Origin of the sequence: Paraburkholderia aspalathi, from assembly GCF_900116445.1 — a bacterium.
Classification (GTDB): domain Bacteria; phylum Pseudomonadota; class Gammaproteobacteria; order Burkholderiales; family Burkholderiaceae; genus Paraburkholderia; species Paraburkholderia aspalathi.
The window spans coordinates 169,250-181,361 of the sequence record NZ_FPBH01000022.1 but is presented as its reverse complement, the minus strand read 5'-3'; the positions used below and the strand labels follow the sequence as shown (position 1 = coordinate 181,361).

Sequence of the window (12,112 nt, the reverse complement as noted above, 5' to 3'; positions counted from 1 at the left end):
ACAGCGCGCCGTCCTCGTCACGCAGCCAGTTTGCTGCGGGCGTAGGCATCATCCACCGGTTCTAATTGCCGGGTGGCGTGGCGGCGTCTGTCGACGCCGCCACCACAACACAGAAGTGCAGGTGGCTAAGGGTTTTTCCTGGGTCAAGAGGCTTGAAGAAGTATGTAGTGAATGCCGTTAAATGTACTAGATAGTTACAAATTGGGGCATTCACATGAAGTTGTCCACCAAGTTGCTGGCTCTGGTCGTCGCGGCCTTGCTCGGCGTCGTACTCGTGGCGGCAACTGCCGTTCAGACTGTACGCAGCTCGCTTGTCGACAGTCGGCGGGAGCAGATCGTTATTCTTCTCACGAAAGCCGAGCATCTTGTCAATCACTACCACGACCTGCAGTCGCGTGGCGTGATGACGCGCGACCAGGCCCAACAGGCCGCCAAAGACGCCGTCTCCCAGCTTAATGCGAACACGAAGAGCTACTACTGGGTCACCACGGCCGATGGCGTGAACCTGGTCCACCCGAATGCCAAGTTCATCGGGACCAAGGCTAAGGGCAATAAAACCACGACCGGGTTGACCGACAGCGAGGCTTACCGTCAGGGCATGGCGGCTTCGCATATCGCGCTCGTCGACGTACTCGTGAAGCGCACCCCAGACGCGGACCCGGAACCGAAGTTGCAGGGCGTGGTCGCGATACCCGATTGGGACTGGTGGATCGGTACCGGATTTTTCTATGACGACATCAACGCCGCGTTCATCAAGCTTGTCATCGTTCTAGGGTCCATTGCAGCCGTCATCTTCACCGCGGTTGGTGTGATCGCATGGGCTGTGACGCGCAGCGTGAAGCGGGCGCTCGGCGGGGAGCCTGCTTACGCGGCTCATATCGCCACGCAAATCGCGGACGGCAATCTGGGCATCGAGGTTGAAGTGGGTCGGGCGTTACCGGGCAGCCTGCTGTACGTGCTGAACGACATGAAGTCAAAGCTCGCGGCCGTCGTTTCGGAGATTCAGTCGGCGAGTCATTCGATCGCGACCGGTTCAGGCGAAATCGCACAAGGTAACCTCGATCTGTCGCAACGCACTGAAGAGCAGGCGGCGTCATTGCAGGAAACGGCTGCCAGCATGGAGCAGATTACGGCGACCGTTAAGCAGAACGCAGACAACGCAAGACAGGCAAACGGGCTCGCCAATGCCGCGACCGAGGCCACAGCGCGTGGGGGTTCCGCGGTGCAGGAAGTGGTCGGCACGATGAAGCAGATCGAGAGCGAGTCGAAGAAGATCGCCGAGATCACCGCGGTCATCGAAGGCATTGCCTTTCAAACCAACATCCTTGCGCTCAACGCCGCTGTCGAGGCAGCGCGGGCAGGCGAGGAAGGGCGCGGTTTTGCTGTCGTGGCCGGCGAGGTCCGCGCCCTTGCGCAACGCAGCGCTGCAGCGGCGAAAGATATCAAGAGCCTGATCCAGGCGTCGGTGGCGAATGTCAGCGGCGGCACTCGGCTCGTCGAGGTAGCAGGTGGCCGGATGGCCGAGATCGAGCAGTCGATTCGCCGGGTAACCGACATCATGGGCGAGATTTCCTCCGCGTCGGACGAGCAGAGCACTGGCATTGAGCAGGTCAGCCGGGCCGTGTCGCAGATGGATGAAGTGACGCAGCAGAATGCTGCGCTGGTGGAAGAGGCGGCCGCGGCTGCGGCGTCGCTCGACGAACAGGCGGCGCGCCTGCGTTCTGTGGTGGCGGTATTTCGGGTGGCTGGGCAATAGGTTGTTGTCAACGGATGCATCGTGAATCCCCGTTGCCCAGATTGTTGATCTGTATGTCTAAATATATTGTTGTTTTTTAGAAAATCAATTTTCGACAGGGATCCCCATCGAGTTCTGAAACGAGAGGCTGCGCTCAGGATTGCGTGTCAGTGCGATAGCCATGGCCGCGACGAGCGCCGATCCCGCGAAGGCGAAGAAATTCCACTTGACGTCGACACCTTGTGCCACCAGATAGGCGCCCACCATCGGACCGCTCATCGCGCCGAAGCGGCCGATGCCCACGGCCCAACCCGTTGCGCTCGCCCTTGCATGGGCGCGGTAGTAGTTGGCGATGAAGCCGAGTTGAACCATCGCGACACCGATGCTTCCGAAACCAGCCAGCGCGACCAGGATGTAGTTGACGACGAGACTGCTCTTGATCGCGAGCCCCGAGATTGCCAGGGCGCCGATCACGTATCCGCCACAGATGGTTTTGCGTACGCCCAGGCGGTCGCTGATTCGGCCGATCAGGATTCCGCCAATGGCGGACGACAGCATGAAGACTGCGAGAAACGAAAGGCTTGAGCCGAGGTCGTAGCCCAGTTTGCGCATCAACTGCGGCAGCCATGTCCCCAATCCATAGATCACGAGGACGGCAGCGATCTGCGCGATCCAGAGACTGATCGTCGCCCATCGATTCTGTTTTGAGAACACTTCGCCAAACACGGCGCCGATCGAAGGTTTGGGCAGTGCGTCTTTCGGGAGGTGTTCCGGGCCGAACATCCTGATGCCGAGTTTGGCGGCGAGAACTTGCGCCTGTGCCTGTTTTCCACGAGCGATCAGAAAATCGAGTGATTCTGGCAACAGGTACAGCAGAAGCGGAAGCGCGATGAGCGGACTTGCGCCGAGCGCGACGACGAACCGCCATCCATGCGAACTGAGAAAAGCGATCCCGATCAATGCCGACAGCAGCGCACCAATCGAATAGCCCGAGTACATCAGCGCAAAGTTCAGATTGCGTTTCCCGGATGGCGAATACTCGACTGTTAGCGCGGCAGCGGCGGAAATGACACCACCCAGACCGAGTCCACCAGCAAAACGCGCGACTGAAAATGCAAAGGGCGTTGGCGACCAGGCTGCGCCGAGCATCGATACCGAAAACAACGCGACACATCCAACTAACAGCCGCTTGCGACCCACCAGGTCGCTGACGACGCTGATGAAATATGACCCGAACAGCGTGCCGAAGAGCGCGGCGCTGCCCATTGCGCCAATTTCGATCGGCGTCAGCTTCCAGGCCTGATCGGCGAGCAGAGACGGCACGATCGTGCCCATCACGCCGATGTCGTAGCCTTCCGCGACAATCGTCAGGAAACAGAGGATCAGAACCAGATAGGTGGTTCGCGCAGGTGGATCGAACGGGTGGCTTGCTGAACTATCGGATAGTGCGGCCATTGAAGACACCTCAGGTGGTGAGCAACACAGATCATGGGTAGGAGCGTTATGGCTTCCCGCTCGTGACCAGGCTTGTGTGCAAAGCCATCCGTCCACACAGAGCGGCCGGACGCGACGCCAGGACCGATGCACCAGGCGGCCGTTGCGTCGCTTCGAATCCGGATACGCGCGGAAAGCAGCCGACGTTGCGGCCTAAATACAGAATGACATTCTTTATTGTGGCGTGTCAAAGAATTTCAAAATTGTCTTTTTATTTTTTCTTCTGACAACCGGCGAGCGGCACCAGCGGGAACCGGCGTCGCAGTGTTCAGCGGGCCTTCGGACTCGTGTCGCCCAGCAACAGATCAGTCATCAATGCGGCGATTCGTTCGATATCCCGCACGTCGCCGATGCGATGGTTGATGACGAAGCCGTCGAACGCCATCCAGATCACATGCGAGATCAGATCGTCGCGTGCGACTTCCGCGCGCTCGGGCGGCAACGATTCGCGCAGCAGCCTGGTCAGAAATCCCTCCACCGAATCGAGCAGTTTCACGGGCTTTCCCATGTTCGGCGGCGCGCTTGCCAACGCGTCGATCAGTGCATTCGCGAATGCCTGGTCGGAGGCTGGAATGTCAGCCCATAGGCCCGTCAGGATTCGTCGGATCTTTTTCTTCGGATTGGACAACAGCACCACTTCCGCTCGAAGCGCGTCGAGCTGCTTCATCAGCCATGGCTGGTAGAGCTCGTACAGGATAATGAGCTTCGAATCGAAATAGACGTAGAGATTGGCCACGGTCGTGCCGGCCTGGCGCGCGATTTCGGTCATCGTGGTCGCGGAATAGCCCTTCTCGCTGAACGCCGAAAATGCGGCGGCCAGAATCGCCTCCCGTACTTCTGCTTTTTTTACCTGCGGCACTGGATCCCCTGGATCGGTTGGTTTTCGCATTCTGGCGGAGAGGGCCGGAGCGATATCCCCGCCTGCACGCCCGTCATTCTAGCAACCGTCCTCGCGGCGTGAGCGATCGAGTCGCACATCGGCGCTCAACACCTTTGGCCGGAAAGACTTGACAGCATAATTTTTCAAAAACAGAATGACATTCGTTATTCGACGAATTGCATGTTCCTGTTGAGGATTTTTGCTGATGAACGAGATACCCGCCCCGGAAGGCACGCTCACTGCGCGGTATGCGCATCTCGGCTCGGGCTTGATCCCGGTCGAACCTTACATCTCGGCCGAGTACTACGAGCGGGAAAAGGCCCATATCTTCAAGAAGACCTGGCTGCAGGTCGGCCGGGTGGAGGAGATTCCCGCTGCCGGTGACTACTTCGTTAAAAAACTGGACGCTTGCGACACGGAAGTCATCGTGGTGCGCAACAAGCAGGGCCAGATTCGCGCGATGCACAACGTGTGTTCGCATCGGCTCAACCAGATTGCGTATGACAAGACCGGCCACACGCGCAAGTTCTTCTGCAAGTTTCACGGCTGGGCATACGACCTCGACGGCAAGCTGACGGGTGTGCCGGACGAAAAGTGTTTCTTCGGAATCGATTTCAAGGATTACGCGCTGACCCGCGTTGCTTGCGACGTGTGGCAGGGCTTCATTTTCGTCAACATGGATCCGGACCCGAAGATGTCGCTGGACGACTTCATGAAGCCGATGTACGGCGACATCGAAGGCTATCCGTTCGACAAGATGACGGTTGGTTTTGCATGGGAGACGGTGGTCGATTGCAACTGGAAGCTGGCGCTCGACGCATTCCAGGAGGCGTATCACGTCGCCTACGTGCACGGCAATTCGATCGCCGATGCAATCGACAGGAGCGAGGGTGGAAGCATGCCGCCGCTCGACGCGTTGTGCGGCGACTTGCATCGACGGCTGTCTCTCGCGGGCAACCAGAAGTCGGTCTACGGTAATCCGAAAGCTGTTACGTCAGGCGGCGTGGCCGCCAGCGAGGCGCTGTCCGATGCCGGTTCCAAACGGCCGATTGCCGCGTCGGCCTTGCGTGCGGGCATCGGCAGCGCGCGCCACGCGTTTCCGCTCGACGCACTGCCCAAAGGCGTGAACTGGACCCAAAGCGCGAACTGGCTGTTCGATATCAACGTCGTGTTTCCGGACTTCTATCTGTCGCTGCGGCCCAACTATTGCCAGGCATACAACTTCCGGCCGATCGCGCACAACAGGACGCTGCTCGAAGCGCGCGTGTACTACCCGGAAATGACGACGCCGGGTGGCCGCTTCTTCCTCGAGTACATGAAGGTGGCGCTGCGCGACGTGCTCCTCGAAGACCTGAGCACGCTCGAACGTACGCAGCGTGCTGCGGAAACGGGCGTGAAGAAATTCATGGTGCTGCAGGACAACGAACTGCTGGTTCGTCACAGCTATCACGTCATCGAACGCCTGCTGGCCGAAGCGGAAGCGGACGCGGAAGGTAAAGCGGCCGTCAGCAAAGCCGAAGTGGTTACGGAGTAAAGATCATGGAACAGAAAATCATCGTCATGCCAAAGCGTGAGGCGCGAACCGTGCCGGTTGCACTGCCCGAAGTGTTCAGCGATCTGGCTTGTTTTGTCGGAATCTGGGCGCTGCCCACCGAGACCCAGCGCAACACGCAACGCCATACCGTCGGCATGGACGCGATCGTCGAGTTCAAGGACGCGATGCTGCCGAAGGTCGACGAGATCGTTGTATGGCTGAACCAGTACGAACTCGCCAGCCTGCCGGAAGAAGCGAAAACGCTGATGTACCTGTTGCTTTCGTTTGCGGAGATCGCGCCGGCCGTCGAGTTTTACCAGCAGCCGGCGGTGATCGACGGATACGATCCGCGCCGGTTCGTCGCCGATGAAACGTTCACGATGCGTCCGGCCATCTGAAACTGCCGCGACGTGCTAATTCGGATCAGGAGAGCGTTATGCCGAAGTGTCGGATATTTGGAATCGACGATGGCCTCAAGCAGGTCGTCGCCGACGAACTCTATATGAAGACGATGATCGGCCAAACGATAAGCGTTGCCGTTATCAAGTTTGTGGAAGCCGCCGGGCGCGGGCTGCCCGCGAAGGCGCACGATCACGGCGAGGAAGCATCGTTGCAGGTGCGCGGTGCGTGTTCGATCTTCGAGGTGCACGCCGGCGGCCCGGAGATCGAGCGACCGATGAATGCCGGCGAGGCGATGATCATCCCCGCCGGGTTGAGCCATTACGGTGTGAATCGCTTCGAAGGCGCGGGCGTCAGCATGAGGCTCAACGTGGTGACACCGCCGCGCGCCGAATACGGCAGCGGTGACGAAACCCCGTATTACCCGCTCGCCGATCGGGAGAACGCATCGTGACCCGCATCGAGCAGTGCCTGCTGGTTTCCGAGCCGGCTGCATCGTCAGCCATGCAGACCGCGGACGGCGATGCGCTGGCCGCCACAACACAATTGCTGTCACGCGACGAAACCGTCGAGTTCGGCGAAGACGTGCTGGGCGAAGAGGTCGGTGCGGTGCTCGAAGGACGCGTCGACATTGTCGCGGCACACGAGCATTACATCCTGTCTGAAGGCGAGGCGATCCTTATTCCGCCCAACGAACCGCGCCGCTATACGTGCGTGTCGGACCGCTGCGTGCTGTACCGCGTGACGGTGCGTATCGCTGCGGATCAGGAGCGTCAGCCATGACTGCGTCGCATATCGCGATTGTCGGCGCTGGGCACGCTGGCGGACGTGTCGCGCAGCATCTGCGCGCGCTCGGGCACGCCGGCCGAGTCACGCTGATTGGCGCGGAAGCGCATGCGCCTTATGAGCGCCCGGCGCTGTCCAAGGATTTGCTACTCGGCACGAGTGCCCAGGAAAGCCTCGCGCTGGCGCCTGCGGAATTCTGGTCGGTAGACGCGTTGACGGCTGCGCGTATCGAACGGATTCACGCGTGCGCCGATTCGCTCGATATCGACGCACGGCGCGTGCAACTGGACAACGGACGCAGCGTCGATTTCGACCTGATGGTGGTTGCCACGGGCGGCGAGGCGCGACGTCCCGCTTTCATGACCGCGGCAATGCCCGGCGTACACGTGCTCAGAACACTTGATGACTGCCTTGCGTTGAAAGAGTCGCTCGTGGGGTGCAGACGGCTTGCGATTATCGGGGCGGGCGTGATCGGAATGGAAGTCGCGTCGACTGCGATCGCGCTCGGCGTGCCCGTTACCGTACTCGAAGCGGGCAACGGCATCATGAATCGCTGTCTGCCGCCTCTCGTGGCCGGTTGGTTGGCGCAGCAGCACACCGCGCGAGGCGTCGAGTTGCATACGGGCGTCAGCGTCGAGCGGATCGTGGCGGCGGAGCGGCAACAGACGAGCGAGCTCCGGCTGCGAGTCGATGCCACATGCAATGGCGTGCCGTTTGGCGTCGACGCGGATTGCGTGCTGGTTGCGATCGGTATCGATTGTAATCCGCGCTTTCTGAAGCACACAGGCCTGTCTGACGCACGCGGTCTCACCGTGGACACGTTCTGCCGAAGCCCGCAATTGCCATGGCTTTACGCGGCCGGCGATGTCGCCTGCACGCTCGACAGTGACGCTGGTGTTCATCTGCGCCAGGAAACCTGGCGCAACGCGGAGAACCAGGCACGCGCCGTCGCGGAAATCATTATGGGGTGCACGCAACCGTATCGGGAAACGCCGTGGATGTGGACCGATCAGCTCGGCCACGCGATTCAGGTAACCGGTCTGCCTGAGGCTACCGATGCAACCGTTGTGCGCGGCGATCTGAATGCGGCGAACGCGACCGTCATATCGCTGCGTGACGGCTGCGTGAGCGCCGGCGTCACGATCAACCAGAGCCGCGACCGGCGCTATCTGGAAGCGCTTGTCAAATCACGCAGGCGGATCGATCCGCAACAGCTTGGCAACGCGCTGGTTTCACTGAAGGAGCTGGTTTGACGATGAACAGCCCAATCGAGAAAACCGTGGCGGGAGATGCCGCATCGCTCGAAGCGCGTGTGGCGCGGCTCGAAGCGGTTGATGCAATACGCGCGCTGAAAGCGCGTTACGCGGCGTTGGCCGATGCCAAATACACCGCCGACTATCAGCGCCAACCCGAAGATGTGATGCGCGAGATCGCGCGTCAACAGGCGGAATGCTTCACCGAAACGGCGGTGTGGGTCGGTGGCTCCGGATTTGGTGACAACCTGGTGGGCCGCGAGAAATTGGCCGACTGGTTTCAACGATCGCCGTGGCTGTTCGCGATGCACTACTACGTCAGCGAAACGCTCACCTTCATCGACACTCACAACGCAGTCGGCACATGGCGCTTGTGGCAACTGGCCCTGCGCGACGATGACGCACGCGCCGTGATGCTTGGCGCCGTCACCGAAGAGAAGTACGTGTGCGAAGCGTCGGGTGACTGGCTGGTGCGGGAAATGCGATTTACGCAGCTTCACATGCTAGAGCCCGGCGCCCAACCGTTCCCGCTCGCGAGCGATTTCGCCTCGCTGAATGCGAAGCGTGTGAGCGAGCAAAGGACATTGATTCGACAGGATACGACGGAAGAAACATGACAAGCTTACAGACAGACGCCTGCGCGGCGGAGAGCCTCGCATCGGACAACGACGCGCAAACAACGGGCGGCCGTTGCAGCAGCGAAACGCGAGCAACAGGCAAGGTGGTTCCGCTGTGTGCACATCGCGACGACGCAGCATCCGCTGCGGATCTAACGTACAGCCGGATACCGTCGATCGCGGAGAACCAGTGTGTCGTGCGTTCGAACGAATGGGTGAATCCGGAATACAAGCATCTCGTGTTGAGCGCACCAGACCTCGCGTTGACCGTACGCGCCGGACAGTTTTTCCATCTGGCGTGTCCGCCTTCGAACGACGAAGTGCCGTATTTGCGCCGGCCGATGAGCATCTACCGCGTAGCACCAGAGAATCAGCGCATCGAGTTTCTTTACAAGGTGCAGGGCGTCGGCACGCGCGGCCTCGCGCAACTGAACAGGGGCGACACGCTCGACGCGCTCGGACCGCTAGGCAAAGGCTTCGATCTTCCTGCGACGACCGGCGCGGCTCACGTGCTGCTGCTGGCGCGCGGCGTCGGCCTCGCGACGATGGCGCCGCTTGCGCAAGAAGCGATTGCGGCAGGCGCCCGCGTGACAGCCGTGCTGAGTGCGCGCAGTCCTTCGCTGGTGATGTCGGCGGACTATTTGCGCGACGCAGGGGCCGACATCGTCATCGTCACCGACGACGACCAGACCAGCGACGTGGTTCAGGTCGAGCACCTGATCCGTCGCCTCCACGCGTCCCGGCCTGTCACTTTTGCAACGACGTGCGGGTCGAACCGGTTGCTGTCGATGCTTCAACGCGTTGCTGCGGAATTGCAGATTCCCGGCCAGATCGCACTTGAGCAGCACATGGGCTGCGCGATCGGCGCGTGCTATGCGTGCGTGCGCCCGTTCCGCAAGTCCGCCGGTTCCGACGAACTGACCTATCGCCGCGTGTGCTTGGACGGTCCCGTCTTCGATCTTCAGGAAACGACATCATGGTAGACCTCAGCGTCAAGATCGGCTCGCTCACACTTGCCAATCCGGTCATGCCCGCGTCCGGCACCTTCGCGGAAGGCACGTCTCGGGTGTTCGACCTCGACTGCCTCGGCGCGATCGTCACGAAGACGATCACGCAGGATATCCGCGAAGGCGTGCCGCCGCCGCGCGTCGCCGAGTTTCGCGACGCCACGCTGTTTTCGATCGGCATTCCGAGCAAGGGCAGTGATTACTACATCGAGCAGACTGTGCCGTTCTATCGCCGCTACACCCCACCGCTGGTCGCAAGCATCTCGGCGAACACGATCGAGGAGTTCGGCACGCTGGCCGCGAAAATCGCGGTGCCGGGCGTGGCCGCGATCGAGGCGAATGTGTCGTGCCCGAATCTGAAAAAGGATGGCCGCGCGTTCGGCATGGATCCGGAGGCGACGTATCAGGTCGTCAAGGCAATGAAGGAAGCGTGCGGCCTGCCGGTCTGGGCCAAGATGACGCCGAACGCGGGCAATGTGGTCGAAGTCGCGCTGGCCGCGGAAGAGGCGGGCGCGGATGCGCTTGTCGTCAGCAACGCGATTTTGGCGATGGCGATCGACGTCGAGACGTTCCGGCCGCGCGTCGCGAACGTGATGGGTGGACTGACCGGCGCGGCAACCCGCCCGATCATGCTGCGCATCGCGTACCAGTGCGTGCAGGCCGTCAAGATTCCGGTGATCGGATGCGGTGGCATCGGCACGGCAGCCGATGCGCTGGAATTCCTGCTGGCCGGTTGCCGCGCCGTGCAGGTCGGCACGGCCAACTTCGTGTCCCCCACCGCGATGCCGCGCCTGATCCACGATCTCACTGCTTATTGCGAGCGGCACGGCGTATCGAAACTGTCCGACCTGATCGGCGCTGTACGGATGCACGAACCTGTCAAACTTCAACAGAAGGCGGCCCTATGAACGCGATTCACGAAATCAAGGCGGCGTCCGCAGGCGACTACGTCCGTGAGGACGACGGCTGGTATCGGTTGGGGGCGATGGAGCAGGTGTTCGGCTCGCGCGCGTGTCGCGGGATCGAACTGGAGGGTGTCAAGGTCGGGCTGTTTCTGATCGATGGCGATGTGCACGCGCTCGACGATATCTGTACGCATGGCGCGGCGCTGCTGAGCGACGGCGAATTCGACGGGCATGAAATTGAATGTCCGCTGCATGCAGGTCTTGTCGACGTGCGCACGGGCAAGGCGTTGTCGGCGCCGATCACGCGGGATACGCGCCGCCACGAGGCAAAAATCGTCGGAGACGAACTGTTCGTTCGTCTGCAAGCATGAAGCACGATGACATGGAAACGCGGATTGCGTCGCGCGATCTTGTGCGTCCGCGAATCGCGGTGATAGGCACGGGCGGCACCTTTGCCATGCATGGCCGCCACCGCTTCGACTGGATTGAATATGCCGACAGCGGCGTGATTCATCCGATCGACGATCTGTTGGCGCGGCTCGGTGAACTCGCGCCGGACGTCGACGTCGTGCCGATTCCGTTCCGCAGTCTGGGCAGTGTAGCGATTACGCCGAAGGACTGGCTGGAGCTCGCCGCGCTGATTCGCGATACGGCCGCGGCCGATCCGTTGCTGACAGGCTTTGTCGTCACGCACGGCACGGCGACGCTTGAGGAGACGGCCTGGTTTCTTGACCTTGTACTGGCCGTCGAGCAACCCGTTGTGCTGACTGGCGCGCAGCGCCCCGCGAACACAGACGGCAGCGACGCCGCGGCGAATCTGCGCGGCGCGGTCGCGCTCGCGGCGGCCCCGGCTTCGCGCGGCGCCGGCGTGCTGGTGACAATGGGCGGATTGTTTTTCGCGGCACGAGACGTGACGAAGGCGGCCAGTTTCGAGCTCGCTGCATTCGAAGCGCCCCCATACGGACCGCTTGGCCGGATCGACGCCGACGCCAGCGTGGTGTGGCGTCGTCGCGCGTTTCGTGATGGGCAACGGGGTTCGGCATTTTCTGCGGTGCTCGATCACGCCTCCATGCGTGCGTTCACGCTGCCGAGGGTCGATATCGTGACATCCTACGCAGGCGCCGACGGCACGGCGATCGACGCTTTCGTTTCGGCGGGGGCCCGTGGCATCGTCTGCGCGGGGCTTCCTCCTGGGCGGCCGGCCGCCGGCGAAATGCGCGCGCTCCGGGACGCTGTGCAGGCGGGCGTGGTGGTCGTTCAGGCGACGCGCGCGCCGCGCGGCGTGGTACCGGTGCAGCGTTTTCTCACGGTTGACGGAATACTGGTCGGTGGCGATCTGGCGCCTGCGAAGCTGCGCATTGCGCTGATGCTTGCGCTGGCAGCGGATCATTCGGGCGGGGCTGTGCCTGACCGGGTTGCGAGCGTCGATGTCGAGCGCTTGCAGGCCTTTTTGCTCGACCTATGACGACGCGTTCCTTTTCCTACGTACAACACCTACGTTC

The 12,112-nt window shown here is 61.5% G+C and carries 13 protein-coding genes; 11 read left to right on the top strand and 2 right to left on the bottom strand.

The genetic code is table 11. From position 1 onward, the window contains the following. Positions 1 to 214: 214 nt before the first annotated feature. Positions 215 to 1,756, top strand: coding sequence for a methyl-accepting chemotaxis protein (locus BM438_RS29175; protein WP_093641552.1), 1,542 nt, complete (start codon positions 215 to 217; stop codon positions 1,754 to 1,756). Positions 1,757 to 1,840: 84 nt separating this feature from the next. Here BM438_RS29175 and BM438_RS29170 read toward each other — a convergent pair whose 3' ends face one another. Then, entirely contained in the window at positions 1,841 to 3,190 is a 1,350-nt protein-coding gene (locus BM438_RS29170) for an MFS transporter (protein ID WP_093641549.1), read from the bottom strand. A gap of 307 nt (positions 3,191 to 3,497) precedes the next feature. Beyond that, a complete protein-coding gene (locus BM438_RS29165) occupies positions 3,498 to 4,088 on the bottom strand; it encodes a TetR/AcrR family transcriptional regulator (RefSeq protein WP_093641546.1) in 591 nt (196 codons plus the stop codon). Positions 4,089 to 4,314: 226 nt separating this feature from the next. Here BM438_RS29165 and BM438_RS29160 point away from each other — a divergent pair, with 226 nt between their 5' ends. From BM438_RS29160 to BM438_RS29115, 10 genes are read left to right on the top strand one after another with little or no spacing between them, the layout of a single operon-like run. After that, positions 4,315 to 5,643 carry an aromatic ring-hydroxylating oxygenase subunit alpha gene (locus BM438_RS29160; RefSeq protein ID WP_093641543.1) on the top strand — a complete coding sequence of 443 codons (1,329 nt, stop codon included), beginning with the start codon at positions 4,315 to 4,317 and terminating at the stop codon, positions 5,641 to 5,643. A gap of 5 nt (positions 5,644 to 5,648) precedes the next feature. Next, the gene (locus tag BM438_RS29155) at positions 5,649 to 6,041 is read left to right on the top strand and encodes a hypothetical protein (protein ID WP_093641540.1); all 393 of its coding nucleotides are present in this window, start codon (positions 5,649 to 5,651) and stop codon (positions 6,039 to 6,041) included. A 38-nt stretch (positions 6,042 to 6,079) separates the two neighbouring features. Next, on the top strand, positions 6,080 to 6,496 hold the full coding sequence (locus BM438_RS29150) for a cupin domain-containing protein (protein ID WP_093641538.1): 417 nt from the start codon (positions 6,080 to 6,082) through the stop codon (positions 6,494 to 6,496). Further along, on the top strand, positions 6,493 to 6,825 hold the full coding sequence (locus BM438_RS29145) for a cupin domain-containing protein (protein ID WP_093641535.1): 333 nt from the start codon (positions 6,493 to 6,495) through the stop codon (positions 6,823 to 6,825). Before BM438_RS29150 ends, BM438_RS29145 begins: the two co-directional genes overlap by 4 nt. Beyond that, entirely contained in the window at positions 6,822 to 8,081 is a 1,260-nt protein-coding gene (locus BM438_RS29140; protein WP_093641532.1) for an NAD(P)/FAD-dependent oxidoreductase, read from the top strand. Before BM438_RS29145 ends, BM438_RS29140 begins: the two co-directional genes overlap by 4 nt. A 2-nt stretch (positions 8,082 to 8,083) precedes the next feature. Next, positions 8,084 to 8,698, top strand: coding sequence for a nuclear transport factor 2 family protein (locus BM438_RS29135; RefSeq protein WP_093641530.1), 615 nt, complete (start codon positions 8,084 to 8,086; stop codon positions 8,696 to 8,698). Beyond that, positions 8,695 to 9,681, top strand: coding sequence for a dihydroorotate dehydrogenase electron transfer subunit (locus tag BM438_RS29130; protein WP_093641527.1), 987 nt, complete (start codon positions 8,695 to 8,697; stop codon positions 9,679 to 9,681). Before BM438_RS29135 ends, BM438_RS29130 begins: the two co-directional genes overlap by 4 nt. Continuing rightward, a complete protein-coding gene (locus tag BM438_RS29125) occupies positions 9,675 to 10,613 on the top strand; it encodes a dihydroorotate dehydrogenase (RefSeq protein WP_093641524.1) in 939 nt (312 codons plus the stop codon). The genes BM438_RS29130 and BM438_RS29125 overlap by 7 nt, the downstream gene beginning before the upstream one ends. Beyond that, positions 10,610 to 10,981 carry a non-heme iron oxygenase ferredoxin subunit gene (locus BM438_RS29120; RefSeq protein ID WP_093641521.1) on the top strand — a complete coding sequence of 124 codons (372 nt, stop codon included), beginning with the start codon at positions 10,610 to 10,612 and terminating at the stop codon, positions 10,979 to 10,981. Before BM438_RS29125 ends, BM438_RS29120 begins: the two co-directional genes overlap by 4 nt. Next, a complete protein-coding gene (locus BM438_RS29115; protein ID WP_093641518.1) occupies positions 10,978 to 12,075 on the top strand; it encodes an asparaginase in 1,098 nt (365 codons plus the stop codon). Before BM438_RS29120 ends, BM438_RS29115 begins: the two co-directional genes overlap by 4 nt. The last annotated feature ends 37 nt before the right edge of the window (positions 12,076 to 12,112 follow it).

Excerpts from the sequence above, each read along its gene's own strand:
- BM438_RS29170 (WP_093641549.1), bottom strand. The coding sequence starts at position 3,190 with ATGGCCGCACTATCCGATAGTTCAGCAAGCCACCCGTTCGATCCACCT.
- BM438_RS29160 (WP_093641543.1), top strand. The coding sequence starts at position 4,315 with ATGAACGAGATACCCGCCCCGGAAGGCACGCTCACTGCGCGGTATGCG.
- BM438_RS29115 (WP_093641518.1), top strand. The coding sequence starts at position 10,978 with ATGAAGCACGATGACATGGAAACGCGGATTGCGTCGCGCGATCTTGTG.
- BM438_RS29135 (WP_093641530.1), top strand. The coding sequence starts at position 8,084 with ATGAACAGCCCAATCGAGAAAACCGTGGCGGGAGATGCCGCATCGCTC.
- BM438_RS29125 (WP_093641524.1), top strand. The coding sequence starts at position 9,675 with ATGGTAGACCTCAGCGTCAAGATCGGCTCGCTCACACTTGCCAATCCG.
- BM438_RS29140 (WP_093641532.1), top strand. The coding sequence starts at position 6,822 with ATGACTGCGTCGCATATCGCGATTGTCGGCGCTGGGCACGCTGGCGGA.
- BM438_RS29175 (WP_093641552.1), top strand. The coding sequence starts at position 215 with ATGAAGTTGTCCACCAAGTTGCTGGCTCTGGTCGTCGCGGCCTTGCTC.
- BM438_RS29150 (WP_093641538.1), top strand. The coding sequence starts at position 6,080 with ATGCCGAAGTGTCGGATATTTGGAATCGACGATGGCCTCAAGCAGGTC.
- BM438_RS29120 (WP_093641521.1), top strand. The coding sequence starts at position 10,610 with ATGAACGCGATTCACGAAATCAAGGCGGCGTCCGCAGGCGACTACGTC.
- BM438_RS29130 (WP_093641527.1), top strand. The coding sequence starts at position 8,695 with ATGACAAGCTTACAGACAGACGCCTGCGCGGCGGAGAGCCTCGCATCG.
- BM438_RS29155 (WP_093641540.1), top strand. The coding sequence starts at position 5,649 with ATGGAACAGAAAATCATCGTCATGCCAAAGCGTGAGGCGCGAACCGTG.